The organism is Anoxybacillus mongoliensis (assembly GCF_014201515.1).
Lineage (GTDB): Bacteria > Bacillota > Bacilli > Bacillales > Anoxybacillaceae > Anoxybacillus > Anoxybacillus mongoliensis.
In genome coordinates, this window is sequence record NZ_JACHEQ010000001.1 from 289874 (window position 1) to 316251 (window position 26378).

Below are 26378 nucleotides of genomic sequence, written 5' to 3' on the forward strand. Positions count from 1 at the left end.
GGACGATGGCCATGCCTTCTTATATTGCAGGTCCAATTAAAATTACGAACGTCAGTAGCGATGCGACCGTCAATTTCGGTGATACGTTGCAAATTGCACCAAAAAGTTCATCGAAATCGCTTGCAGGTGCTGGCGGAGGAAATACAGGGGACTTTTTACAAACGAATACGTTCATTAGCTTCACAAATACAATCGATCCAGACATCGCCGATGGCAACGTAAAAAGTAAGGGATAGCCGATGCCAGCCATTGTTGGAGCGGTACAAATTAACAGCATCGGAAGTGGTGGTGTGTTTCATATCGGCGATGTATTTGCTATCTCTCCGTATAGCGTTGCTAAAACGTTTGCTGGCGCTGGTTCATTTAATACAGGAGACGGTTTGCATATTTACAACCAATATAGTAACACGAATACGAACGACCGTGATATTGCCGATAGCAATATTACTGGAAACGCCTAGTGAGGTGGGAAGATGAACTTTTACATTCAACAAACGATTTCGATTCATCAATTAAAAATCGGCTCGCTCACGAACTCATCCGTTCTTCAAATCGGAACAACCGGAAAAGTACAACCGCTCGCCACATTAAGCAATACGGGGCAATTTACACAACCTGCTCCGGAAGCAAAAATTAATATTCAAGGAGGAGAAGGACCGTTCGTTCCACTTCAATCCCCTGTATAAAACAGTGCTACTTCTTTCTGCTCGGCCATACATTAGAAAGTAAAAGGGTCGGCAAAGAAGGAGGCGTCATAACATGTGGCACGATTACTTTAAACAACTCGAAACGTATTTAAAATGGCAACAGCAAAAAATGCAATTGCTTGAACAAGCGATAAACGATTTACAACAACAATATGAACAGCTAAAAAAAAAGCCGCGCACAACAATTGAAAAAATCGAATATCATTTTGACCAGTTAAAAGTCGAGACGTTAGAAGGAACGTTAAATATCGGTTTAAATCCTGCAACGTTCGGAGAAGATACGATTGAAAATTTTGCTGTTCCCCAAAGCCAGACGATTATTCCGCAACCAGTACCGATTTTTCGCGACATTCAAACTGCTGTTCACGAATATTTACAACAAGAAGGCGAAAACATCATCGCACGCACCGAACAAACATATGGACGTTCACTCGATTCAGCATATCGCCAATTTATATTACAAGATATTGCGCGGCAAATTGATGATCGCATTCATTTTTATTTACGCCAATACGGAGAGCATGAACATGAAAACGATACATTACAACAAACGATCATTTCTTATTTAAAAAGAGATATTGAACATTCAATTGACACATTTTTAAAACATTTACCACGAGAGGAGACGAACGAATGAATATGACAGTTGTGAATCATCATCTATCTGTCGGTCATATCGCCATCGGCGGCGTAGCAAGCGCCTCGCTCGTATTAATTGGCGATAGCGAAACGATTCAACTAGCTTCTGCATTTGATACTCCACCCGAATCGTTAATTATCGGTCCGTTTCCAGAAAAACAAAACAATAAAAAAAATGAGGAAAAGCGATGAGCCGCCTTTCCATCGTCCACTTTCTACGAGCAAACGCTGTTGTCTTTAGTTCTGTTGTGCAAATTGGAGATAGCCAAGAAATTCGCCTTTCTGCGCGAGCGCTTGCTGTTCAGCGACAGCTCGAATATGTGGATAGTCGGGAATTTCCTCTTTTATTTCCTATCTTTATAAAACCGATTCCCACTCCACCAATCGATGCGGAACCGCTTTGTCGCCATACGTTGCACAATTGTCCGCTCATCGCCGTTCATTCCGTTCGCGTAATCGGAATTTCTTCTACATCTGTCGTGCATATCGGTTCAACAAAAACAGTAGAAGCCGAATCACGAGTAAAACATATTCGGCAACTCACCGAAAGGAGAAAAGAACATGCCAGCTCTCGTCGGTCCGATTAAAATTAATCTTGTCGCTAGCGGCGCCGTCATGCAAGTCGGTGATACGTTGTATGTATCACCGAAAATATCATCGAAAACATTTGCTGGTGCTGGTGCATTTAATACGGGAAATTTTATTATCGCTAACAACGGCATTAGCTTAACGAACACGCTTGATTCTGACGTATTCGATCAAAACGTTGCCGGCAATGCTTAACGCTTTTGCCGTTTCGCTTTTTTTATTTTCGGTATTCGTTCAGCTGGTTGTTTGCGAATCCAGCGAACAAATGACGCAATTTGCTCATCATGTTGTAGCCGTTCAATCGTATAAAGCCGACTCGCTAACTCTTCATTCGTATATATAGCGTGAATTTGTTTATGGCACGGGATGCATAACTTTGCTGTTTCTGTGCCACCGTACTCTTTTGGTGTTAGATGATGATCAGTTAATACGACATCTTCTCTTCCGCAAAGCTCACACATCCCTTTCATTGTAATTCTCCTTTACATCACTTCAAGTTGGACCGTTGTTCCTTTTCCAGACGGTTCTGCTGGCTTGACAATCAACCGTTTCGGCATGCGCGCATGCAATTCTTGCACGTGACTAATGACCCCAATCGCCATATTGTCTGCACGCAATCGTTCTAATGCGGTCATCACGACATCTAACAACTCTTGATCGAGCGTGCCGAATCCTTCATCTAAAAAGAAAAATTGAAGCGGATATTCTCCGCGCAACTGAATTTGCGCTGATAGTGCCAACGCTAACGACAAAGACGTTAAAAACGTTTCTCCACCAGATAACGTCGTTACCGGACGACGCACACCGCCGTTTGCATCATCACGAATGACAAAACCGCCTTCCGAATCTAATTCAATTGCATATCGTTGTCTCGTTAATTCTCCAAGCCGTTCCGATGCGTAGCGCGTCACGTGAACGAGCTGTTCCTCGGCAATAAATTCAACAAAACTGTTGCCACGCAATACTTTTTGTAGCTCTTCATATTGATTGACCATTTTCTCTAATTGCACTCGTTCGCGTTGCAATTGTTCAAAGCGCACATGTTTCGCTTCCAAGTCAGCGACGATCGCTTCAAGTGAGCCAAGTTGTCTCATATGCTCATCGACTCGTTGCTTCACTTCTTCATACTCACGCATCGTTTCTTCCCATTGCTGTTTCGTTATCGTCATGCCGTTCATCGCTTCGTTTAAACGCTGCCATTCGTTTTCTAGCTTCAACAACACTTGCTTATATTGCTGTATGTCGTGAGCCATTTGTTGTTTGATTTGTTCTTCTAAACGAGAAGCGCGCACGTCATCGACTGTCTTCCACGGACTTTTTTGCAACTGCTCAGCTAAAACTTGTTCTGCTTCTTTTTTTCGTTTTTCTCCTTCTTGTAAAGCGACGTCTGCGGCTTGTTTTTCCGATTGCAACATTTGTAATTGTTGTTGCAATGATGTCCATCGTGCATACGCCTCTTCTTCTTCTCGTTTTACACGCTGAAGCGCTTGTTCGAGGTGAATGAGCTGTTGTTGTACACTTTCTTCGTCTATTCCTTCAGGTAGCGTTCGTTTATATTGTTCGTATTGTTGTTGTTGCATATTCCATTCCGTCATACGTTCTGCTTTTTGTTTCATGACTGTTTGATACGTTTCTTTCCACCGCTCCAATTCAGCTCGTTTATCATCTAGTACCGGCACGCTTTTTTCAATGCGCTGTTGCAACTGTTGCGCTTCTCCTTCCCGTTTACGAAGATCGCTAACTAGCGCATCGATTTGTTCAAACGATACATCCGGATACGTCTCATGCCACACTTTTTTTTCTTGTTCGATGCGCGCATGTCGCTCGGTACATTTTTCCTCCAATTGAGCAATTTGTTGGCGCAACGTTTCGATTTGATACGCATATTGCTGTTTTTTTTGCTTTTGTTCGTTCCATCGCTCCATATGGCGATATATCCGATCGCGACATGCGATATAATCTTGTTGTAACGCCTTCCATTCGACTTCTGCCTCTTTGAAAGTGGAAAGAGGCGTTTCCTCAACTTCTCGTTTCACTTTTTCGACATCGACACGTTGTGGCAGCGACTGACGCGCCATCAGTTCAGCTAGTTGTTCGACTTGCATTTTTACTTGTTGCATAGCCGCAATGAGTTGTTCCCCCATTTGAACGGAGCGGTCGATTTGTTCGATTGCTTCTTCATCAAGTATGACTTGTTGTCTTTTTGCCCGATTTGGATGATGTGTTGAACCACATACCGGACAAGGATCACCGTCGTGCAAACGTTCCGCTAACGTCGCAGCTAAATCGTGCAGCCGTGCCGCTTCGATTTGCTTTTTTTCTTCCTTCCATTTGTAGACGAGCACGATCGCTTGTTTTTCTCGTTCACATACGCGATGATATAACGATTCGATATGATGAAACTCTGCTAATAAACGTGCTTCATATTGTTCTATTTTTTTGATTTCTTCATCATACGTACGCTTCATCATTTCGTACGTTCTCTGTTTTTCTTCTTTTTCCTTTTCTATTTCTTCAAGCGCTTGTTGTTGCAATTGCATATGCTTCTTTTTTTCGTATGCTTGCTCTAATCGCTCTTTGATATGGACGTCTACTTTTTTTTCTTCCCATTGTTTTTTGAACTCTGCTTGTTTCGTGCTCCATGTCGTATATTCTTTCAAACACGTTTCAACCATTTGGCGCGCTTGTTGTTCTTTTTGTTCCATCTCTAGCAAACTCGCACGTGTTTTCGCCTGTTCTTGTTCAAGCGACCGCATAAACGCCAATGTTTGTAGCGCTTGTTTAAGCTGTTCTTGCTTTTGCAGCCATTTCGGTTCTTCTTCGTTTTTTTTCGCACGCAACTGTTCGTATTGCTTGGTTGCTTGTTCATACATCGCGCTTGCTTGCTGTAATTGATCAGCTAGTTCGCTCGCTTTTTTTCGCCAATGTGCAACCTCACTTATGCTTCGTTCGACTTGTTCAATATACGGCACGAGCCGCTCCGCTTCTTTGCTTCGCTCATACATTTGTTCAAGCTGCTTTATTTGTTCTTCTTGTTCTCGCCACTTGTTCAGTTGTTGTTCCACTTGTTCTTTTTCACATTGCCATTGCCATAATTGCTTTTCTTTTTCGTATCGTTCATGAACGTCGCGCAATGCGCGTTTCGCTTGTTCGAGCACCTCTTTTTTTTCTGCTAGCGCCTGTTTTTGTGTTTCGACTTGTTCTTTGGACGCATCGCCAAGTCCAGCTTGTTCCCCTTTAATGGCTTCTAGCTTCGCTGACGCTTCGGATAATTTATGTTTTAACTTTTTATTTAATTCATCGCCATATCGTTCGAGATGAAACAACCGTTGTAACATTTGACGGCGTTCCGCTCCCTTTAACGATAAAAATTCCGCAAATTTTCCTTGTGGCAAAACGACAGCCCTTGTAAAATCTTTCATTTCTAAACCGAGTAGCTGTTTCACTTGCTCATCAACAAGCCGTGTTTTATCGGCGATAACAACACGCTCCGCTCCTTCTTCAATTAGGCGGCTGACGACGGAACGAATGCGCAACGCATCCGCACGCTTAAACGAGCGCTCAACCGTATACCGTTTCACTCCTTTCGCGTTTTGCAATTCAAACGTAAACGAAACAAATAGCTCGTTTTCTGACTGATTCATAATCCCGTTCGTTTGATTGGACGCCCGTTCTACATTGCCGTATAAAGCGAGCGTCATCGCATCTAAAATCGACGACTTTCCGCTTCCTGTCGGACCGAAAATGCCAAATAATCCACCTTCACATAGCTTCTCAAAATCAATCGTTTCTTTTTGACGAAAACTATGCAACCCTGCAATCGTCAAGCGAATCGGCTTCATTATTCGTCCTCCTCGGCAACGAGTTGTAAAAATAGTTGAACGATTTCTTCTGACGGCTTCCCTCCGCCTGTTTGTCGTTCATAAAAACGCGTAAATAACGTTTCAATTGGCACATCGGTATGCACTTCACGAACGATTTCTTCTTTCTTTAAGTAATTCGGGCGAATATGAACAAATCCGTCATACAATTTGCGCAAACGGTGTGTTTCTTCTAATGTTAACGATTGCTCGACATCAATTTCCAAATCAATCCATGCATCGCGGTCGCGCCCTTCTTCGATCCAACGATACACTTGCTTAAGCCCGTCTGTTGCCCTCCATTTGACGAGCGGACGTCCTTTTGACAATAAATATTCAGAAATGATCGGCGCACAGCGTGGCTGCACGTCAATGATCGTAACGGACTTGCTATATCCCGCTTCGGAAAAACTGTAAGCAAGCGGTGAGCCCGCATAGCGTGCAGGCATGACGGCATGTTTCACATCTTGCGGACGATGCAAATGACCGAGCGCGACATATTGCGCGCGTGTAGGGAAACTTGCAGGCGACACCGTATACGCTCCCCCAAGCTCAATCGGACGCTCGGAGTCGCACGTCGCTCCGCCTGCAACATATACATGGCTCATTGCAATGTTCACCGCATCCTCTCGAAACGATTCGTTCATTTTCGCAAAAATAGCGCGAATGCGCTCATCATATCGCGCGCGCAATAACGCTTCATCGCATTCCTCTGCCAACAATTCATTCAGTCGTGACTCTGACGGATATGGAAGCGCTCCGATCATTAATGTTTCATCGCTTGATGGAACATAAATTTGTTGCACACGATCCGTCGGAAAGCCTAGCAACGTAATGGCGTGCATATTTGCAATCGGAGCAGCAGCGCTTAAACGTCCCGGATGATCATGGTTTCCTGCAATCACGACGACGTGACGCTTGCCATAATCACTTAAACGCGAAAGCGCTTCGTAAAAAAGCTTTTCCGCATCGGCAGGCGGATTGACTGTATCAAACGCATCCCCTGCAAGCAATACGACATCAATGTTTTCTTTTTGTACGATGTCTACGATTTCATCGATCACCGCTTCTTGCTCTCGAAGGCGGCTTCGCCCTTCAAGCATTTTTCCTAAATGCCAATCCGCTGTATGTAAAATGCGCAAATTAATCCCCTCCCATCGGCACAAGTAGAGCACCATCAAAAGCGTACACGTACGTTTCTGTTACTTCCTTTTTCCAAATGGCTTCAATCGCTTCCCGATATAGCGCCAATTGCCCTTTATATCGTCGCCTTAATTCCTCTTTCGGCTCGTTCATCCACGACACACGATCTGTTTTATAGTCAATTAAAACGAGCCCGTGCTCATCTTCAAACACGCAATCAATCACCCCTTGAACGACAACTGTCTCACCGTCCATTTCGTGCGCTAAATAAAACGGCACTTCACGTTCAAGCCGCGCCGCACGTTGCATTCGTTTGCCAAGCGGCGTGTTAAAAAAGGCGACAATGCTTTCTACATCAACAGCTTTTGCTTGTTCTTGCGTTAGCCATTCACCGTGGACCATGCGTGCGATTTGCTCCTGCACCGCATCAACGGTGATTTCTTTTGTAACATCCATATGTTGCATGACCAGATGCATCATCGTTCCTCGCTCAGCTGGCGTCATCGTTTTCGCTTGTAAAAAGCGTGGACGTTCAATAAGCTCTTTTCGAAACGGTTGTTCCGCATGCCCTCCGTATATGTCACGCTGTCGTTTTAACTCCGATACGCTTTGTTTTGCTCGTAACACCGTGGCGTCCGCATACGTGTATGTCCAAAAAAGACGGCGCTTTATTTCTTGTTCATATTCGCTTTTCATTAACACAGGTTGCAGTTGTTGAATCGCTTCGACCATGTCTCGATGTTCATTCACTTGCTCATCTTCTTGTTCAAGCGAATGCGCTGACACAACGTGCATCTCCCATAGCGATGCATCGTGAAGCACCGTTTTCGACGGACAAATGCTTTGTGGATGGCGGATGAGAGCATAACCGAGCCAATCCGCGTAGCTTTTTGCCTTTTCGATGACATACGCAGGAAGTTCCCACGTCGATGTGTAAGTGACTTCTTGCCATTTTTTCTTTTCCGCTTCGATATCCTTTACCGTCGATACGATGTATAACTTTTCTTTTGCCCGCGTCAGCGCGACGTATAAAATGCGCATTTCTTCCGCAAGCATTTGCAGTTTCATTTTTTTCTTTATCGCCAATTGCGCGACCGTCGGATAACTTGCTCGCCACGTCGGATGAACGAAGCGCATCCCTAGTCCGAAATCTTTATCTAATATATAGTCGCCTCGTAAATCTTGCATATTAAATGATTTCGCTGCACCAGCTAAAAAGACGACCGGAAACTCAAGCCCTTTACTTTTATGAATCGTCATCATGCGCACAACATCTTCTTGTTCTGTGAGCGAACGTGCCGCTCCAAAATCGTCTTCGCGTTCTTTTAGCCGTTCAATAAAGCGTAAAAAGCGGAAAATGCCACGAAATGACGTTTGTTCATATTGTTTCGCGCGATCATACAACGCGCGCAAATTCGCTTGCCGCTGTTTTCCTCCCGGCATTCCACCAACGTAGTCGTAAAAGTTTGTATCACGATACAATTGCCAAATCAAATCGGCAAGCGGTTTTTGTCTTGCTTCGGTACGCCATTCGAATAAATATGAAAGCCAACGGTTCATTTTTTCGTGCAGTTCATCATGTTGTCGTTGCTCGACAAAAGCAAGCAACGCCTCATAAAATGCTCCGTCTTTTTTCGCTAGGCGAATGCGCGCCAACTCCTCTTCGTTTAAGCCAACAATTGGAGAGCGAAGCACTGCTGCAAGCGGAATATCTTGATACGGATTGTCAATCACTTTTAAAAGCGACAACATAATCGACACTTCTGTTGCGGAAAAGTAACCGCTAGATAACTCAGCATATACAGGAACGTTTTGTTTGCGAAACTCCTCTAACATTGCTGAAGCAGATGACATCGAGCGGCATAAAATGACGATGTCGCGATACATTAAGCGCCGTTCCCCTTTTAAGCGACGGTCGTAAACGAAAAACGGCTCAGCAAGTAATTGTTTAATTTTTTTAGCAATCCAGCGCGCTTCTAGCTGAACAGCCGTTACATCCTCTTGTTCTTCTTCATCGCTTTCTTCTTTTGCTTGATTAATCCACACGCATTCAACAGGCACTTGTTTTTCAGGATAATCAAGGGCGCCAAAGCGAAGCGCAGCATCGTCGTCATAACGCATGTCGCCGATCGTTTCTGTCATGAGTTGTCGAAAAATAAAATTCGTTCCGTCTAATATTTCTTTTCGGCTGCGAAAGTTTTTCGCTAAATCGATGCGAAGTCCACCATCTCCTTCTTTCGTGAAGCGACCATATTTTTGTAAAAAAAGCGACGGTTCCGCTAGACGAAAGCCGTAAATCGACTGTTTCACGTCGCCGACCATAAACATGTTGCCCGTTGCTTCATCGTCATTTGATACGAGCCGTAAAATCGATTCTTGCACCATATTCGTATCTTGATATTCGTCAACGAGCACTTCAGCAAATTGTGCTCGATAATAAAGGGCGGCTTCTGACGGCTTCAGCTCATGCTCGGGAGAATGGGCGCGTAAAATGCGTAAACAGTAATGTTCTAAGTCAGAAAAATCAACGATGCCTTTTTCATCTTTTTTCGCTTGCAATAGCTTAGCAAACCGTTGCACGATTTGGACGATCGTTGCAGCAATCGGCTTCATTTCGCGCAAATGGCGAATGTATGTCGCCGGTTGAAACGAAAACAACTCTTCTGTTAAACTGCTTATTTCTTTTTTCACTTGGTCGCGCAATTTTTTTACATCATCCACAAGCTGTTCATCATACGCTCCGTCTTTCGGCTTTCTTTTTGCAGTCGCAAACGATACGTTTTTCATTGCTTCATGCAACTTTTGCCACGACTCATCACGCGCTTCTTTTAGCTTTGCAATGACTTGTTGATCGCTCACGAGCGTATCATGCAAATAATCGGGTCCGCCCGGCTCTTTCGTTTTTTGCAGCGCTTGCAACAATCGTTGTTCCGCTGCTTCAAACGCCAAATCGACCGCTTGAAAAAGGTAGTGAGCATACGGCAAATCGTCGATGCGTGCGTGTTCTGCGACATCGTACATATGAACGATTTGTTGTAGCCATTCGTTTGGATTAGGATGCGAACGTGAAAATTCATATAGACGCAAAATGAGCGTTTGTAAATCCGCATCCGTCCGATCGCTCGTATATCGATCGACAACAGCTAAAAATGCTTCATCGTTGTCGGCGTAATATTGCTCAAATAATGTTTCTAACACTTCTTCTTTTAATAAAGCCATTTCTCCCTCATCCGCAATACGAAACACCGGATCAATGCCGATGACATAATAATATTTACGAATGACATCTAAACAAAACGAGTGAATCGTTGAAATAGACGCTTTTTGCAAAAGACTGAGTTGTCTTCGTAAATGGAGAGAATGTGGCTCTTTTTCAAGCGCTTTTTCTAACGCTTCTCCGATGCGTTGGCGCATTTCGGCCGCTGCGGCATTTGTAAACGTCACAACAAGTAACCGATCGACATCGATCGGTCGCTCTTTATGCAATATTTTTTGAATGATGCGCTCGACAAGCACCGCCGTTTTTCCTGATCCCGCTGCTGCGGCAACGAGCGTATGCTTTCCAGTCGCATAAATTGCTTGCCATTGTTCATCTGTCCATTGACTTTCTAGTGGTTTTGGCGGAATCACATCATCACCCCTTTAACCATTCATCGATATGTTTCGGTGTTAATACGCGATATTGTTCCGCGTCGACCCCTTCATCAAATTGGCACACATCGCGAAACTCACAATATTGGCATGCTGTTTTATCTTTTTGTTTATATGGTGCAATTTGTGTAACACCTTCCATCATTTGTTCACCTACATCGACAATAAAGCGTCGCACATGTTGCCGTAGCATTGTAAATTGTTGCTCTGTTAACACTTTCGAATGTTGCGCGAACGTTCCATTTTTATTTAAGCGAACAGGAATAATGAGAGAACTTGTCCCCGGTTCTATATTTTCATCCATTAAGCGAATCGTTTTTTCGTCTGCCAATACATATCCGCCCATTTTAAACTGTTCTAAAAACTTTTTCTCCAATTCACGTTCGTCAAGCCATTCATTCAGTTTCATCATTGGGTTATGAATCGGAAAGTATAGCACGCCCGCTGGAAACGCTGATGTGCCAACAAGTCGCTGGGCATATTCAAGCACAATATCTAAATATGCTAACATTTGCAACGCTAAGCCGTAATATACTTCCGTTAAATCGAGCGTCTTTTGCTTTGATTTATAGTCAATAATGCGAAGAAGTACACCTTGTTCGCTCATTGCTTGATCGACTCGGTCAATTCGCCCGACAAACTGCAACACCGTCCCGTCCGATAACGTAAACGAAAGCGGCGGGAGCGGCTCGCCTTCACCAAATCCTAATTCGACGCCAATTGGTACAAATCCACTTCTTTTTGCATGTTCACTTAATACGGTCGTCGCTTTCGTCATAATCGTTTGCAGTTTTTTCTTCATATATCGGTAACGGTGTGTACTTAATAACACTTCTTGTTGAATATATGGTGCAATTTGTTCAACCGCTTCATATGACAGTTGCTCGCATTGCTGTTTAGATAGTTGACTCCACGGAAGTTGCTCTTGACGCAAACGATCAGCGATCACTTTTAACGCCTGATGAAACAACTGACCCATATCAGGCGCCTTTAATTGAAACACGGTTCGTTCTTTTAACTTTAAGCCGTGCGCAGCAAAATGCGCGAACGGGCAACGATTAAACGTCTCCATACGTGAAATGCTCGCCTTCACTTTTTTCCCATATAGCTCTTTCGCCAACTGCTTATTTAATCGTTTCGAGCGATTTTCATAAAATAACGCACGACCAACGACCGCGATTCGTCCTTTCCATTGTTCATGTTGGACGTAGGTGTTGTATACATCCCACCATATCGGTTCGATAGCATATTGTCGTTTCCATGCTTCTAATTGTTGCACGAGCGGACCGAGCGTTGCGACATCGTTTGTCACATACGACAGCTGTTGTTGTAGTGGAAGTACAAACGGATCCGCTCCCCATTGCATTTTTGTCACGTACGGGAACATGTCCATCAACCGCTTAATAAACATCGACGGCAATAACGTTTTTTCTTGTTCATCAGCTAGCGCATACGTGACATATAAACGTTCAGATGGGCTAACAAGCGCTAAATAAAGCAAAAAAGATTCATCAAGTAACCGTTCGCGACTAGCTGGAGCAACATGTAAAGAATAATGGTGCAACAATTCACGATCCGTTTCCGACAACATGCCATCATCATTTTTGCGCATCGGAATGACCCCTTCGTTTACCCCTACAAGAAACGTACAACGAATATTCGAAAGACGCGAACGATCGAAATGTGCGATTAACACTTGGTCCGTCGCTGGTGGGACGAGAGAAAACTGCAAACTTTCAAGTCCCGTTTCAATAATCGTAAAAAACGTTTCAAGCGAAAGTGATTCATCGCCTAATATTTCAACATATTCATCAAGCAAATGAATAAACGCTTGCCATACTTGCTCATGATGGCGGGCAGCGGACAAATCGCCTCTTTCTTCTGCTTCATCGCGCAAACGTTCTAATTTTTGCGGAATATGAAGCTGTTCTGCATATGCATATAGCGCTTCGCATCGCTCACGCCCTGTTTTTGCTTGCTTCAGTCGCTTTTGTAAAAACAACAACGGCGAAATGACAAGCTTACGCCATTCGTTTAATTGTTGTTCATATCGTTTTTCTTCATCGGTTTGTGGGGCGTGTATACCTTCTAACCCTTTATATTTACGATACGTCCAATGCTCCGTCCATTTATCTCCTTGTATGCCGAAAGCAAGCACATAGTTTTCAAGCTGATCCATGACCATGCGCATCTCATGAACAGGTTGCTCAAGCGAGAAAAACAAATCTGTTTTTACAGCACGAAACACCGCTTCATAACGAAAATTTGTCCGCACCGCTTCCATACTTGCGCGCAAAAATTCAATAAACGGATGATCAAGCATCGGTTCTTTTTCGTCAATAAAATATGGAATACGATAATCAGCAAATACTGTTTTTAACACGTCGCGATAGTCTGAAACGTTGCGAATCAATAAGGCGATGTCACGATAGCGATATCCTTCATCGCGTACAAGCCGAATGATTTCGCGCGCAATCCCTTCCATTTCTGCTCGTCGGGTGGTCGCTTCTCCGATGACGATCGCTTCCGTTTGCTTTTCCAACTTACAAACAGGTCGTGCATCATAACATGCTTCAAGATGACGAAGCTCTTCATGTTTATGGCGAACGTTGTCATGAAGTTGTACGACGTTTTCGATCGCTATCGCGTTTTGTAGTGCGATTTCACGCAGTTGCGCATACGTCTGCCACGTGTTTCGGAATACATGTAACTCGTTTGGTAGCTGTTCATACGGAGCGTCTAACGTGAGCGCAATCGTCACATGCGGGCAATGAATAAATAATTGTTCAATGACCATATATTCTTGGGGCGTAAATTCATAAAAGCCGTCGATGTAAATACGGGCACGCTTCATATAGGAAGAATGACGAATTTTTTCAGCGAGCAAGCGTAAATAATCTTCTGAATCGACATAATGATGCGCCATATACTGTTCAAATTGCTCAAAAATCATCGCTGTATCTTTTAATTTATCGGCAAGTACTATTTCGTTTGCGGTTGCATGACGGCGCAGCTCTTCTTCTGTTTGTTTTAACGTTGTTGGGGTGACACAATATCGTTTATATTCCGTCAACATTTGTTCAAGTTGTTCAATAAAACCGCGTTTATCCGCCGCTTTTCGAAAGAGCTTTAACTGTTCTTTTTGCTGTTCAACAATTTTCCTTAGCAACATATGTACGCCTGTTTGCGTTAAATGATAGCGGCTCATGCCGCCTGTCTCTTGCAAGACGCGCCAAGCAAGACGTGTGAAACTAAACACTTGCGCGCGAATCATTCCTTTTATGTTTTCTTTCATTAAGGCGTATTCCGATTGAAACGTCATTTGTTCAGGAACAAGATAAATGATCGGGCTTCCATCCGGTTCATGTGCGAGCTGATCGATGATTTCTTTTAAACACATCGTCGTTTTTCCGCTTCCAGAACGCCCGATGATGAAGCGTACAGACATATTCGTTCATCCTTTCTTATTTTCCGTCATGCAATGCGAAACGTTGCTCAACTTTTTTCCCAATGTACCAAAGAAGAAAAATAGCGACTGCCACAAACACCGTACGCATCGGGTGGCGAATAAGCGCCACCACATCATAACCAATAAAACTAATCATAAACACCATCACCATTTTTCCAAGCAAAACGGCAAGCATATATTGTTGCATCGCAATGCCCGATAGCCCTGCAACCACATTGACCGCCGCTGATGGTGTAAACGGAAAACAAAGGAGTAAAAAGAGCGGACCGAATCCGCGTCGTTCCACCCAATGCATCATGCGGCGAATCGTCGGGTGGCGATGTAAAAAGGAGAAAAATCGTTGCCTCCCGATTTTTCGAACGAGGAAAAAGACGAGAAGAGAACCCACACTCGTCCCAATCCATGAAATGAGGAATCCTTTCCAAAGACCAAATGCCGCAGCATTTGCCATAACAAAAACGAAAAGTGGTAAAAACGGTAAAAATGCCTCAGCCATTGGCAGCAATACACCAGGAATCACGCCAAATGAACGATATTCCGCTAACATATCAAGCATATGTTTGATCGTAAACCATTGTTTTAATTCCTCTAAACTCATACTGTAACCCCTTTGTCACGTGCTCATGTTTATATTGTACAAGTTTAGAGGAAAAGAGAAAACTGTTACGACCATTCCTTTTCTCTTAAATATAATAAATACATCATTTTCCTTTCGCGTGCTTCAATTCGTTCATTCATTTTTGTTCGTAGCTGAGCGGTACGATGTAGCTGATTCACGAATGAATGATGCGAAATACATAGCTCTACGCTCACGCCATTTGAAAACGTAATGCGCGTTTTCCCACCTTGAACATGTTCATGATGACGAATATGCAAATGAGATAGCCATACACATTGAGGATTCATTGGGGAGATTGTTGGAAAAAAGAAAATTTCGTTCGTTGGTTCGACTGCAATCGGTGCTTTATGAGAAGTGCCAATAATATGTCTCGCTCCATCTTTCCTTCCTCTTAAACTTGCGCCATAATACAAACAACTTTGTTCAATAATTTCCATCGGACTTTTTTTCACGATGATTTCTCCATCTTCCTCTAACGCTTTCGTCCATATTTGTTTATCACGAGAAAGCGGAAAAAGTCCCATCGTGTAGCGCGTCAAATGTAGATGCTCGACAATGAGCATACAGCTCCCTCCCTTATTTTTATACACTTTCATATTTTTCTACTATTCAGTACCCCAACATCATCACCTCAGACAGGTTGAAGTGGTCTGACGATCGGTTACTCGGTGTTTTGTCACGCGGGGGCGTGACAAAACACCCTTTCGAGTAGCTTCCGCTAGACGAAAAAATGAACTTATATGTTGTAGCCATATACTACAATTTCACATCATTTGTACTACTTCCTTTTCCCACCATTTCACAGGTGCGTCATCAAGATTTATTGGTTTTATATACTTATAGGCTTCTAAAGGCTGCCTTACTAAGTCAATATTATATTCAGAGCCATTTTCTCTAAATTTTTTTCTAATTATTCCTTTTATTGACTCACGCTTAGCATTCCCAGAATGAATGCCATGATGGTCAAAAGAAAACTCCGGTTGCAAAAATATAAACGTAGAAAATGGATTGTACGAGTACCTCGGATGTTTCTCAGGGTAACATGGGGCAAATGTGGTGATAAAGAAAGTTTGATCCCCAAACGAAAATCTCCAATCCGGCTTAAGAATATTTTGATTCATACAATGAGCCTTTGCTGGATCGTTATCACTTAAATACTTTAAGACTCGTTTTAATGTATAGGATAAATTCTCTAATGTATCTCCATATCCTTTACCATAAGCTTCAATAACGAACCCATCAAGTCCTTCAAAAGGAGCGACTCTATTAAAACGCTCCAATAGTTTTAAATTTTTTTCGAGATTTTCCTCTAGTGACATGCTTTCAATGAAGCTATAACTTCCCCAAATTTTTGATTTTGATGAGAAGATACAACTTGTTTTTTCAGCTACCTTTTTAAACCTTTGAATAGTTAGTGATGTTGTAGGATCTTGAAAATAACCAAATCTTCCTTTATCCCTTGATAAACTCTTCTGTAGAACCTGATCAACTTCCTCAAATAAGTCACCTTTCAAACTCTTAGATATAGATACAAGGAGGACATGTAACTTAGCAATTTCTGTGGAAACTCTAGATGCACTTTCTCCCTTTTTCCGCACTTTATCCCCCTCATAGTGATTTAAAATTCTTGAAATTTTAGATAATTGAACAGATACATCCAAAAAGGACTCGGTAATATCACAACACTCGGGAATTGAATCATACAATTTGTTTGTATTGCTACCGTAACCCATATTAGCGAACTCTTCGTCAAGATTTACACAATACTGATTAGCTAAGCATGTGGAGATAATGAACACATCAGAAAGCTCCTTGATTAAATTTCCATCTTCTCCATTCCCTCTAATTTCCTCTGCGACTTCTCCAACTTCTTCGCTAAGTCGTGCCAAAGCAGAAAGAGGAGTCCAATACCCTCCTAATCTTAAAATAACTTCTTCAACCTTTTTTTTGGTAAATAGACATTTTATTCATCACACATTCCTCCTAGAACACTAAATAAAACTTCTAAAAAATACATGAAATAACATGTAAAATTATAACTTATAAAGAAATATAGTTCAAATACAAAAATTACTTTCAAATACTTTCAAAAATTAAAATCATCACTTAAAATGAACGTATATAAAAGAACACTTTGTAGCGTTAACATGAGCAATCTTATCTTTCGACAATCAAAAAATGAAGTCAAACTTACTAGTTGTAGCCATAAAAAATAAAAATATAAAATGAATGGGAAGGAAACATTTGTTTATGAACGACATAGATAAAATTATGAATGCCATTAAACTTGCACAAAATCTAAAAATGGAGTTAAGACACAGTTGGTTATCTAATGGGAGACAGGAAAGTGTAGCGGAACATACGTGGAGAATGGCTTTCATGGCAATGCTAGTCGCCCCTTACATAAAAAACATAAATCAAGAAAAATTAATAAAGATGATTATTATTCATGATCTCGTTGAAGCTATTGCCGGTGATACCCCTGCGTTCAATACACTTCATGAAACTGAAGCAAAGATCCAAAAAGAACAGATGGAATTTGAAGCGGCTCTTAAAATAAAAAACATTCTCCCACAAAAAATAGGAGAAGAAATATTTAACCTATGGTTAGAATTTGAAAAGAAAGAGACATATGAAGCAAAAGTTGCTAACGCCCTTGATAAGTTAGAAGTACAAATTCAACATAACGAAGCAAACATTTCAACATGGTTAGAAATAGAATATGAAATGGTATACAAAATGTCCAAACATGTTAATTTCGATTCTTTTCTTAATCAGTTAAAAGATATAGTAGAAAAAGAAGGAGAGGAAAAAATGATAGAATCAGGGATAGAAGTAGAAAAATACAAAAACATATAGAATCAATGCTGTTGTTTTATTTACAAAAACCACCCCAAATGATTCAGTTATACTAAACCATTTGGGGTTATTATCCTTTACGCACCCGTAAATTGTTCTTCTTCTGTTGAACCTTTTAATGCTACAGTTGATGCTTGACCGCCTGTAATGACAAGCGATACTTCGTCAAAGTAACCTGTTCCAACTTCACGTTGATGGCGTGTGGCTGTATATCCATATTTTTCTGCCTCAAACTCTGCTTGTTGCAATTCAGAGTAAGCCGCCATGCCGCGATCGCGATAGCCATGCGCTAACATAAACATGCTGTAGTTGAGCGCGTGGAATCCTGCCAATGTAACGAATTGGAACTTGTAACCCATTTTTCCAAGCTCCACTTGGAAGTTTGCGATCGTTTCGTCATCCAACTTTTTCTTCCAGTTAAATGAAGGCGAGCAGTTGTACGCGAGCAATTTGCCTGGGAATTTTTCATGAATTGCTTCCGCAAAACGACGTGCTTCTTCTAAGTTCGGTTCACTCGTTTCGCACCAAATTAAATCCGCATACGGTGCATATGCCAATCCGCGCGCAATTGCTTGGTCTAAGCCCGCACGCGTACGGAAAAAGCCTTCTGGCGTACGCTCACCTGTAATAAACTCTTGATCGCGCGGGTCGATGTCGCTTGTAATTAAATCCGCTGCATTCGCATCTGTGCGCGCAATTAATACGGTCGGCACGCCCATAACGTCTGCCGCAAGTCGCGCTGCAATTAAGTTACGAATCGCTGTTTGCGTTGGAAGCAACACTTTTCCACCTAAATGACCGCACTTTTTCTCAGAAGACAATTGATCTTCAAAGTGGACGCCTGCTGCTCCTGCTTCAATCATCGCTTTCATTAGTTCAAATACGTTTAACTGACCGCCAAAGCCTGCTTCCGCATCGGCAACGATCGGCAAGAAATAGTCGATGTCTTCTTTTCCTTCAACATATTGAATTTGATCGGCGCGTTGAAGCGCTTGGTTAATACGCTTTACAACGTGTGGCACGCTGTTTGCTGGATATAAGCTTTGGTCTGGATACATATGACCCGCCAAGTTCGCATCCGCCGCCACTTGCCAACCGCTTAAATAAATCGCTTTTAAACCTGCTTTTGCTTGTTGTACCGCTTGGTTTCCTGTTAATGCTCCAAGCGCATGAACATAATCTTCTGTATTTAATAAATGCCAAAGTTTTTCCGCCCCGCGACGCGCTAGCGTATATTCAATATCGAGCGAACCGCGCAACTTAATAACATCTTCCGCGCTATACGGGCGCGTAATCCCTTTCCACCGTTCATCCAATTGCCAACTTTCTTCTAATTGTTTCACACGTTCTTCGAATGTTGCCATTTCCTTCTCCCCCTTGTTTTTTATCGTAACCCCTCTGTTTTCGTGCATATGACCCCCAAAAAAGTTGTGACGCTCTTTTCTCTATGTACGAGCTTTTATATATCTCCCACCCTTCTTGTTATAATACACGTTTTTCTTTCGACGTTTTTATTATATAACACAATTTTCAGAAAAGAAAGTATTTTTATGAATTTTTTTCAAAAAAATTATCCCGCTTCTATTGTTTCTCTAAAAAAATGATTCGTTCTAAAATCGTTGGATGGCTGTAACGAAATAGTTTAACGATATATGGTGGGTGTACTTCACTTAAACTTGAACGCGTCAATTGTTGAAATGTCGAGATCGCCGCTTCTTTATTTTTCGTTAACTCAATCGCATACTTGTCCGCCGCATGTTCTTCATAACGAGAAATGGCATTCATCGCAGGACTTGCCGCAAAACTTAATAGCGAAATCAACAGTAAAAACATCGGCAAAGAAGCGAGGTCATTCCATTTTTCAATGCGACAAAGCGAGCCAAATCGTTTCATCATTCGCTTCATCCATCGATTCGTCAACAACAATCCGATAAATGTGACTGCAATATATAACCCTACTCCCCAATAAATATGTTTCATGACGTAATGAGCCATCTCATGTGCCATAATAAATAAAATTTCATCTTCGCTTAGCCGCTCCAATGTCGTATCCCATAACACAATGCGCGAATTGCTGCCGATGCCTGTGACGTACGCATTTAGCGCGTTTGTTTTTTCCGACATGTTTACTTCAAATACGTGTTCAGCCGGAATGTTCGCCTTTTCCGCTAGCGCTAAAATTTTTGCTTCTAGCTGTTTATTTTTCAACGGATAAAAATCGTTATAAAGCGGATCGATAAAAACAGGTTGAATAAACGTTAAAAAAAGCGTAAACGGAATCGAACAAAGCCACGCGTACACCCACCATCGTTTTTCAAATTTTTTCATAAGCATATATAATACATACACGATGACAACCATGATCGCATAATTGACCCAAAAATCAATAAGCTCATCGCGCATCCAACTTGAAAACGTTTGTGTGGAAATGTTATACATTTTCGTGACGTAATAACTCGTGTAACTAAGCGGAAACGTCACGACTTGTACGAGAAGCGACAGCCAAAAGACGTAAATCACCGTTTGCATAAACCGCCGTTTCGTCGTCGCCTCCGCCCACTGTTGAAAGCGCGCTGACAAACCAAACAACAACACAAAAATATAAATGACCCACTCGTATGGAACAGATAAGAAAAATAAAAAGTTTTTTACTTCCGAAAACTGTTCAGTAAGCATCAGTTCTTTTTTCGTTAAAAATGTTGCAGGATCTGCGCTTGTTCCTTTATATTGTGCTGGAATGGATGAGTTTGTCCATTGAAATAAGTAAAATGCGAAAAACAGCGCATATATCGCATACAAAAACAACGTCCAAAAAGCGATTTTTCTCATTACCCTTTCCCCCTTGTCCATGATTACTATTAGTTTAGTTTTTCATTTTCCATTTAGAACAACGAAAAAATTCAAATAATTGTCACGTCCCATTCTCCTCATTAGTACGTTGATTATGTATGATGAAAGTGGGAGGGATATACGTTGAAAAAACTATATATTGGCTTTTTTAGCTTACTTGCACTTTGCATTGGTATAGGCATATTTTATTTTTCTTTTTATCGGCAAGAAAAAATGGAGTTTCCAAAAGACGTAACGATGGAAACCGCATGGGGAAAATCGTATGCATTCAACAACATGGAACCGAAAGTGCGCCTATTAGAGTTTGTGTACACAAACTGCCCGGACATTTGTCCAAGTACGTCATTTCAAATGAAACAGCTAAAAGAGCGATTAGAAAAAGACGGTTTATTTAAAACGAAAGTTGAATTTATTACAATTACGATCGATCCGAAACGCGACACACAACAAGTGATGCAAACGTATGCGAACATGTTCGGAATAGAAAGTGATAATGAAGGATGGATTTTTTTACGAGGTAGTGAAGAAGAGACAAAAAAAGTGGCGGACGCGTTTAACTTTCTATATCGCGATCCCGGCAACGGCATGCTTATTCATACAACACTCACATACTTTTTAGACGAAAACAACCGTGTCATCGACACATTCGGCATGGGCGAAAAAGGGTTTGATAAAGAGAAAGTTTATAAAGAAATTGTAAAAGAGGCGAAATAGCCTCTTTTTCATTGAAAAATCAACATCTTTCGACAATAATAGACATATATTCTATTTTTCTTTAAGGAGGGGCTTGGAGTGGAAAAACATATACATATACCACATGCCCTGTTTACAAATGAACATCTTTTGTTCAACGTCATGGATCAATTGTTTGATATCGTCTTTTTAATGAAAGTGGAAGAAGGGCCGCGCTTTCGGTATGAACGTGTCAGTCCATCAGCTCTCCATTTAGCCAGTTTAACAGAAAAAGATATCGGAAAATGCATCGAAGATATATACGATCATCACGTTGCGAATCATTTAAATGAACAATATACAAAAGCATGGAAAACAAAATCGCTCGTCACTTTTCGCGATCGCATGAACGTAGAAGGAATGCGTTTTGCGGAGTCTACGTTAATTCCGATTTTAAATGAAAACGGCGACGTCACACACATTGTGTCGTGCACACGCGAAATTACCGATGTGTTCCACAAAGAAGAACAACTAGAAGAAGCACAACAACTAATTGATTCTTTATTTACTCATTCACAAGAAGCATTTATTTTATTTGATTTATTCGGTCGCATCATCCGAGTGAATGAAGAAGTAGAGCGTTTATTTGAATTACAAAAAAATGAAATCGTCGGGAAAACACTTTCTGAAGTCATCCCGGCGTATAAAGAAAATATCGAGCAAACATTAGCACGACTAAGCGAAGGAAAACCGTTACATGCCATTCGTTTAACGATGAAGACGAAAAACAATGACAACATATACGTTTCCGTCAATGCTTCTCCGCTGTTAGACAAAAACGGAAACATTATTGCAGGCTTTGCTAGTCTGTTGAATATTACAGATCTCATCCAAACACAAAAGCAATTAAAACAAAGCGAAAAGTTGCATCGTCACATTGTTGAAGCATTTCCTGATGCAATTATCATTTGTACAGACGATAAAATCACATACGCCAATTCCGTTGCCCTTCATATGTTTAAAACATCAACGCTTGACGATTTAAAAAACAAGCCGATTCAACAATGGATCAATACAGTCCAACAACCAACCATCACAGCAATAAATGGCGAAATGATCCCCGTACACATCGACGTACTCCCATTTCCATACGAACCGAAACGGACTGAATTGATGCTCATTAAACCAATCGAGCCGATTGCCGAAAATCAAAAAGATGAAACGTATATAGAAAGAAACGACTTTACCGAAAAGCTAACCGATCTTCTTTTTACACATGAAGGAGTAGCTATCCTTTTAATTGACGTATACCAATTTAAATTTATTAACAGCTTCCTCGGATATGAAAACGGAAACGAGTTACTAAAACAAATCGGGATACGTCTCAAAAAAGCTGTCGATTCCCATACGTTGTGGACGCGCATAGGCGGCGATCAATTTGCGATTGCCCTTGCATATGAAAGACAAAAAGAGGTCGAACAGCTCGCAAACACAGTGAAAGAAACGCTCCAAGAACCTTATACAATCGGGGACCAATCTATCCGAATCGGCATTCATATTGGCATTAGCTACGCATACGATGCTCAGTTATGTGCAGAAACGTTAATGAATAATGCAGAAAAAGCATTATATTTTGCTAAAATGGAAGGAACAAATGTGATTAAACCGTACGAGCCGCATATGTCAAACGTTTTTACCCGAAAAATTCAGCTCGAAAACGCGCTTTCATCAGCCGTAGAAAACAAAGAACTTTTCTTACTTTATCAGCCAAAAGTAAATTTTCATGCGCGCTCGTTTAGTGTAGAGGCGCTCGTTCGTTGGAAACATCCACAGTTTGGTTTTGTAAGCCCTGCAGAGTTTATTCCTATGGCGGAAGAAACGAACGCCATTTACGACATCGGAAAATGGGTGTTACGCCAAGCATGTCGCGATCTTACATTTTTACGTCAAAGTGTAGCTGGATGTATGAAAATCGCTATCAACTTATCCGCCAAACAATTTTTAGACGAACGTCTCGTCGAAGATATTCAGCATATTTTACAAGAAGAGCGTTGTGACGCCTCATGCTTTATTTTCGAAATTACTGAAACAACGATTATTAAAAATCCTGAGCACGTCGTAAAAACGTTAGAACAGTTAAAACAACTTGGCTTTTCAATTGCGGTAGACGACTTTGGCGTCAGCTATTCATCGCTTGAATATTTAAATCGTTTCCCAATCGACGAAGTGAAAATTGACCGTTCGTTTATCCAAAACATCATAAACAATGAAAAAAGCAAAGAAATTGTAAGTGCCATTATTTCTCTATCCCATAATTTACATTTAACTGTAACGGCCGAAGGAGTCGAAACACAACAACAAGCGCAATTTTTAATTGAAAAGCAATGTGAACAACTACAAGGATTTTATTTCAGCCGCCCGGTATCGCTCGAACAACTGCCAAACACGATCGCATCATTACAACAAATGGTTAACGCGTTAAAATCCCCGATGTAACTCGGGGATTTTTTATACGAGCACCGCGCGATCGCTTGCAAATTGACTGCCACGAATGCGCTGAAACTCTTGAAGCAACGCTTCGACAGTGAGCTTTTTCTTTTCCTCTCCACTCGCTTCAAAAATGATTTGCCCACCGTCCATCATAATGAGCCGATTGCCTAATTGAACCGCTTGCTCCATATTGTGCGTCACCATTAACGTCGTTAGACGATATTGTTCAACAATTTGTTTCGTTAAGTTTGTAATGAGCTGGGCGCGTGCAGGGTCTAATGCTGCCGTATGCTCATCAAGAAGGAGCACATGCGGTTTCGTGAACGTTGCCATTAACAATGACAACGCTTGCCGTTCTCCACCAGATAATAAGCCGACTTTGGCGTGCAGACGATTTTCTAATCCAAGTTGAAGTGTAGCAAGCGTTTCTTTAAAAAATTCGCGGCGCTTTTTCGTTACGCCGAACTGTAGCGTCCGTCTAACCGTTCGGTTATAAGCGATCGCTAAATTTTCTTCGATCGTCATATTTGGCGCCGTTCCCGCCATCGGATCTTGAAAGACACGCCCGATATAACGCGCACGGTCATGTTCGCTCATCGTTGTCACGTCTTTTCCGTCAATGACTACTTCCCCTGTATCTGGCGCAAGTCGCCCTGAAATGATGTTCATGAGCGTTGATTTTCCTGCTCCGTTACTGCCAATAATTGTGACAAAATCACCCGGCTGAAGCGACAGCTCAATATGTTTTAGCGCCACTTTTTCATCGAGCGTTCCTTCGTTAAACACTTTCGTAATCTGCTTGAGTTGAAGCAACGGCTGCACCTCGCTTTCTCGCTTTTCGCTGTTTTTCCGCACGCGTCGCGACCATTTGCGGAACGACAAGCGCTAAAATGACGATCAAAGCAGTAATGAGCTTTACATCACCTGTTTCTAAAAATTGGACACGCAACGCAAGGGTAATGACAATGCGATATACGATCGCCCCTAAAATAACCGCAAGCGTCGCACGGACGATCGTTTTTGCCCCAAACAGCGCTTCCCCAATAATGACTGACGCTAAACCGATCACGATCATTCCGATGCCCATGCCAATATCGCTAAAGCCGCTATATTGCGCAATTAACGCCCCTGAAAATGCGACAAGCGCATTCGACAAACCAAGCCCGATAATCGTTAGGCGATCCGTATTACCTGAAAAACTAGCAATCATTTTTTTATTGTCGCCAACTGCCCGAAGAGCCAAACCGACTTCTGTTTTTAAAAATAAGTCAATTACCACTTTCACGATCGTAACTAACAACACACCGAAAACGATAATCGCCCATGTTTTCGGAACAAAAGGAATAAACGTTGTCAAAGCTTGATCGAAACGTTGAAATGCTTCCGTGATGATCGTCATAACTGTTTCTTGTTGTAAAAGTGGCACATTCGGTTTATCCATAATGCGTAAATTAATAGAATATAAAGCGATCATCATTAAAATACCTGACAATAACGGATTAATTTTCCCCTTCGTATGCAAAAGCCCTGTCGCACATCCTGCTAAAAAGCCAGCGCCAAGCGCCGCAAGCGAAGCGATAAACGGATTGGCACCGCCGACGATGAGGACGGAAGCCACAGCCGCTCCCGTCACAAAACTTCCGTCCACCGTCAAATCGGGAAAATCTAAAATGCGAAACGATATATACACACCAAGCGCCATGAGCGCGTATAACAACCCTGCTTCTACAGAACTAAACAATGCTGTAATCATATGATCCATCCTTTGCGTTATTCGATAAATTCCGCCATGCTATCCCATTCACTGCGCCATGTGATCCCCATCTCTTCCGCTGCTTTTTTGTTAATGACAAGCTTCAACTTTTGCGGATATTGCACTGGAAGTTCCGCTGGCTTTTTCTTTCCTTCTAAAATGTCCGCCGCCATCACACCTGCTTCATAGCCAATATCGTAGTAATCAAAACCGTATGCCGCAAAGCCGCCTCGTTTCACGGAATCTAACTCGCCGACAAAAAGCGGTAAATCTTGGTCGTTCGCGACTTGAATGACGGACTCAAGCGCAGACACGACAGTGTTGTCTGTAATGACGTAAAAACAATCCACTTTGCCGACTAACGATTCCGCCGCTTGTTTCACTTCCGCCGACGTCGACACTGAGACAGGTACGATCGTTAAGTCGGTTCCTTCCATCGCTTTTTTCACCGCATCAATTTGGGCAACTGAGTTTTGTTCTCCGGCATTGTAAATCATACCGACGCGATTGCCATCAACATATTGATCAATAAACTGCACTGTTTTCGGGATCGCATCTGGATGTGTATCTGTCGTCCCTGTCACATTCCCACCCGGCTGTTCCATCGACTGCACAAGTTTCGCTCCAACCGGATCTGTCACAGATGTAAAAACAATTGGAATGTCTTTCGTCGCATTTAATGCACCAAGCGCGCTCGGGGTCGAATTGGCGAAAATTAAATCGACACCATCTGCAACAAAGTTGTTGGCAATTGTTTGGTTATTGTTCATATCTCCTTGCGCAATTTGCACATCGTATTCGACTTTTAATCCTTTATCTTCAAGCGCCTTTTTAAATCCGTTAAACGCCGCATCGAGCGATGGATGTTCAACAATTTGCGTCACGCCGACTTTATACGTTTTTTCTTTTTCCCCACTCGCTTCTTTCGTTGTTTTCTCTTCGGAACATCCAGCAAGCACACTACCTGCAAGCAACAACGCTCCACACATGTTTAACCACTTCATTTGTATCCCCCTCACTTTTTCGCTGTTTCGCTTTTATGCGTTAAATTATACAAATATATTTTCTAAATATCAAG

General features: G+C 42.0%; 23 protein-coding genes. 10 read left to right on the top strand and 13 right to left on the bottom strand.

From position 1 onward, the window contains the following. The first annotated feature begins 11 nt into the window (after window positions 1-11). The 7 genes from HNR43_RS01490 (at window position 12) to HNR43_RS01520 (ending at window position 2129) form a co-directional block, all read left to right on the top strand. Window positions 12-236, top strand: a complete 225-nt coding sequence (locus HNR43_RS01490; RefSeq protein ID WP_009361956.1) for a spore germination protein — start codon at window positions 12-14, stop codon at window positions 234-236. A 3-nt stretch (window positions 237-239) separates the two neighbouring features. Beyond that, window positions 240-461, top strand: a complete 222-nt coding sequence (locus HNR43_RS01495) for a spore germination protein (protein WP_009361957.1) — start codon at window positions 240-242, stop codon at window positions 459-461. A 12-nt stretch (window positions 462-473) separates the two neighbouring features. Next, window positions 474-686, top strand: coding sequence for a spore germination protein GerPB (locus HNR43_RS01500; RefSeq protein WP_091703029.1), 213 nt, complete (start codon window positions 474-476; stop codon window positions 684-686). A 73-nt stretch (window positions 687-759) separates the two neighbouring features. After that, entirely contained in the window at window positions 760-1344 is a 585-nt protein-coding gene (gene gerPC, locus HNR43_RS01505; protein ID WP_183240569.1) for a spore germination protein GerPC, read from the top strand. Continuing rightward, on the top strand, window positions 1341-1538 hold the full coding sequence (locus HNR43_RS01510) for a hypothetical protein (RefSeq protein WP_055440481.1): 198 nt from the start codon (window positions 1341-1343) through the stop codon (window positions 1536-1538). The genes gerPC and HNR43_RS01510 overlap by 4 nt, the downstream gene beginning before the upstream one ends. Further along, window positions 1535-1933 (top strand): spore germination protein GerPE, encoded by a 399-nt coding sequence (locus tag HNR43_RS01515; RefSeq protein WP_183240572.1) that lies wholly within the window; start codon window positions 1535-1537, stop codon window positions 1931-1933. The genes HNR43_RS01510 and HNR43_RS01515 overlap by 4 nt, the downstream gene beginning before the upstream one ends. Further along, on the top strand, window positions 1908-2129 hold the full coding sequence (locus HNR43_RS01520) for a spore germination protein (protein WP_032100839.1): 222 nt from the start codon (window positions 1908-1910) through the stop codon (window positions 2127-2129). Before HNR43_RS01515 ends, HNR43_RS01520 begins: the two co-directional genes overlap by 26 nt. Here HNR43_RS01520 and HNR43_RS01525 read toward each other — a convergent pair. From HNR43_RS01525 to HNR43_RS01560, 8 genes are all read right to left on the bottom strand, one after another. Beyond that, complete coding sequence (locus tag HNR43_RS01525; protein ID WP_183240574.1) at window positions 2126-2404, bottom strand: HNH endonuclease; 279 nt, start codon at window positions 2402-2404, stop codon at window positions 2126-2128. The genes HNR43_RS01520 and HNR43_RS01525 overlap by 4 nt on opposite strands. Window positions 2405-2416: 12 nt before the next feature. Continuing rightward, complete coding sequence (locus HNR43_RS01530) at window positions 2417-5776, bottom strand: AAA family ATPase (protein WP_183240576.1); 3360 nt, start codon at window positions 5774-5776, stop codon at window positions 2417-2419. Continuing rightward, entirely contained in the window at window positions 5776-6936 is a 1161-nt protein-coding gene (locus tag HNR43_RS01535; RefSeq protein WP_183240579.1) for an exonuclease SbcCD subunit D, read from the bottom strand. The genes HNR43_RS01530 and HNR43_RS01535 overlap by 1 nt, the downstream gene beginning before the upstream one ends. Window position 6937: 1 nt before the next feature. Further along, window positions 6938-10567, bottom strand: a complete 3630-nt coding sequence (gene addA, locus HNR43_RS01540) for a helicase-exonuclease AddAB subunit AddA (protein ID WP_183240582.1) — start codon at window positions 10565-10567, stop codon at window positions 6938-6940. A 4-nt stretch (window positions 10568-10571) separates the two neighbouring features. After that, window positions 10572-14036: a helicase-exonuclease AddAB subunit AddB gene (gene addB / locus HNR43_RS01545; RefSeq protein WP_183240585.1), complete on the bottom strand. Its 3465-nt coding sequence runs from the start codon at window positions 14034-14036 to the stop codon at window positions 10572-10574. Window positions 14037-14052: 16 nt separating this feature from the next. Continuing rightward, window positions 14053-14655 carry a TVP38/TMEM64 family protein gene (locus HNR43_RS01550; protein WP_183240588.1) on the bottom strand — a complete coding sequence of 201 codons (603 nt, stop codon included), beginning with the start codon at window positions 14653-14655 and terminating at the stop codon, window positions 14053-14055. 65 nt (window positions 14656-14720) lie between these two features. Continuing rightward, window positions 14721-15239, bottom strand: a complete 519-nt coding sequence (locus HNR43_RS01555; protein ID WP_183240590.1) for a competence protein ComK — start codon at window positions 15237-15239, stop codon at window positions 14721-14723. A 201-nt stretch (window positions 15240-15440) separates the two neighbouring features. Further along, window positions 15441-16643, bottom strand: coding sequence for a YqcI/YcgG family protein (locus HNR43_RS01560; protein WP_343055700.1), 1203 nt, complete (start codon window positions 16641-16643; stop codon window positions 15441-15443). 283 nt (window positions 16644-16926) lie between these two features. Here HNR43_RS01560 and HNR43_RS01565 point away from each other — a divergent pair, with 283 nt between their 5' ends. Next, the gene (locus tag HNR43_RS01565; protein ID WP_183240594.1) at window positions 16927-17535 is read left to right on the top strand and encodes an HD domain-containing protein; all 609 of its coding nucleotides are present in this window, start codon (window positions 16927-16929) and stop codon (window positions 17533-17535) included. 77 nt (window positions 17536-17612) lie between these two features. Here the strand turns inward: HNR43_RS01565 and aceA are convergent, their stop codons facing one another. Continuing rightward, window positions 17613-18899: an isocitrate lyase gene (aceA, locus tag HNR43_RS01570; protein WP_035049059.1), complete on the bottom strand. Its 1287-nt coding sequence runs from the start codon at window positions 18897-18899 to the stop codon at window positions 17613-17615. 217 nt (window positions 18900-19116) lie between these two features. Beyond that, the gene (locus tag HNR43_RS01575; RefSeq protein ID WP_183240596.1) at window positions 19117-20364 is read right to left on the bottom strand and encodes a M48 family metallopeptidase; all 1248 of its coding nucleotides are present in this window, start codon (window positions 20362-20364) and stop codon (window positions 19117-19119) included. A gap of 144 nt (window positions 20365-20508) precedes the next feature. On the opposite strand from HNR43_RS01575, the gene HNR43_RS01580 reads away from it, so the two are divergent. Together HNR43_RS01580 and HNR43_RS01585 are read left to right on the top strand one after the other, a co-directional pair. Continuing rightward, window positions 20509-21099 (top strand): SCO family protein, encoded by a 591-nt coding sequence (locus tag HNR43_RS01580; RefSeq protein WP_183240598.1) that lies wholly within the window; start codon window positions 20509-20511, stop codon window positions 21097-21099. Between the two features lie 78 nt (window positions 21100-21177). Next, window positions 21178-23553: an EAL domain-containing protein gene (locus HNR43_RS01585; protein ID WP_183240601.1), complete on the top strand. Its 2376-nt coding sequence runs from the start codon at window positions 21178-21180 to the stop codon at window positions 23551-23553. A 12-nt stretch (window positions 23554-23565) separates the two neighbouring features. Here HNR43_RS01585 and HNR43_RS01590 read toward each other — a convergent pair whose 3' ends face one another. The 3 genes from HNR43_RS01590 to HNR43_RS01600 are packed head-to-tail and all read right to left on the bottom strand — an operon-like array spanning window position 23566 to window position 26304. Then, entirely contained in the window at window positions 23566-24360 is a 795-nt protein-coding gene (locus HNR43_RS01590) for an ABC transporter ATP-binding protein (RefSeq protein ID WP_055440468.1), read from the bottom strand. Beyond that, window positions 24326-25300: an ABC transporter permease gene (locus HNR43_RS01595; RefSeq protein WP_183240603.1), complete on the bottom strand. Its 975-nt coding sequence runs from the start codon at window positions 25298-25300 to the stop codon at window positions 24326-24328. The genes HNR43_RS01590 and HNR43_RS01595 overlap by 35 nt, the downstream gene beginning before the upstream one ends. 17 nt (window positions 25301-25317) lie before the next feature. Further along, complete coding sequence (locus tag HNR43_RS01600) at window positions 25318-26304, bottom strand: ABC transporter substrate-binding protein (RefSeq protein WP_183240605.1); 987 nt, start codon at window positions 26302-26304, stop codon at window positions 25318-25320. Window positions 26305-26378: the final 74 nt, after the last annotated feature.

Coding starts and splice junctions, on each gene's coding strand:
- HNR43_RS01595 (WP_183240603.1), bottom strand. CDS start 25,300: ATGATTACAGCATTGTTTAGTTCTGTAGAAGCAGGGTTGTTATACGCG.
- aceA (WP_035049059.1), bottom strand. CDS start 18,899: ATGGCAACATTCGAAGAACGTGTGAAACAATTAGAAGAAAGTTGGCAA.
- HNR43_RS01495 (WP_009361957.1), top strand. CDS start 240: ATGCCAGCCATTGTTGGAGCGGTACAAATTAACAGCATCGGAAGTGGT.
- HNR43_RS01525 (WP_183240574.1), bottom strand. CDS start 2,404: ATGAAAGGGATGTGTGAGCTTTGCGGAAGAGAAGATGTCGTATTAACT.
- HNR43_RS01565 (WP_183240594.1), top strand. CDS start 16,927: ATGAACGACATAGATAAAATTATGAATGCCATTAAACTTGCACAAAAT.
- HNR43_RS01490 (WP_009361956.1), top strand. CDS start 12: ATGCCTTCTTATATTGCAGGTCCAATTAAAATTACGAACGTCAGTAGC.
- HNR43_RS01550 (WP_183240588.1), bottom strand. CDS start 14,655: ATGAGTTTAGAGGAATTAAAACAATGGTTTACGATCAAACATATGCTT.
- HNR43_RS01520 (WP_032100839.1), top strand. CDS start 1,908: ATGCCAGCTCTCGTCGGTCCGATTAAAATTAATCTTGTCGCTAGCGGC.
- HNR43_RS01515 (WP_183240572.1), top strand. CDS start 1,535: ATGAGCCGCCTTTCCATCGTCCACTTTCTACGAGCAAACGCTGTTGTC.
- HNR43_RS01500 (WP_091703029.1), top strand. CDS start 474: ATGAACTTTTACATTCAACAAACGATTTCGATTCATCAATTAAAAATC.
- HNR43_RS01575 (WP_183240596.1), bottom strand. CDS start 20,364: ATGAGAAAAATCGCTTTTTGGACGTTGTTTTTGTATGCGATATATGCG.
- HNR43_RS01530 (WP_183240576.1), bottom strand. CDS start 5,776: ATGAAGCCGATTCGCTTGACGATTGCAGGGTTGCATAGTTTTCGTCAA.
- gerPC (WP_183240569.1), top strand. CDS start 760: ATGTGGCACGATTACTTTAAACAACTCGAAACGTATTTAAAATGGCAA.
- HNR43_RS01555 (WP_183240590.1), bottom strand. CDS start 15,239: ATGCTCATTGTCGAGCATCTACATTTGACGCGCTACACGATGGGACTT.
- HNR43_RS01510 (WP_055440481.1), top strand. CDS start 1,341: ATGAATATGACAGTTGTGAATCATCATCTATCTGTCGGTCATATCGCC.
- HNR43_RS01600 (WP_183240605.1), bottom strand. CDS start 26,304: ATGAAGTGGTTAAACATGTGTGGAGCGTTGTTGCTTGCAGGTAGTGTG.
- addB (WP_183240585.1), bottom strand. CDS start 14,036: ATGTCTGTACGCTTCATCATCGGGCGTTCTGGAAGCGGAAAAACGACG.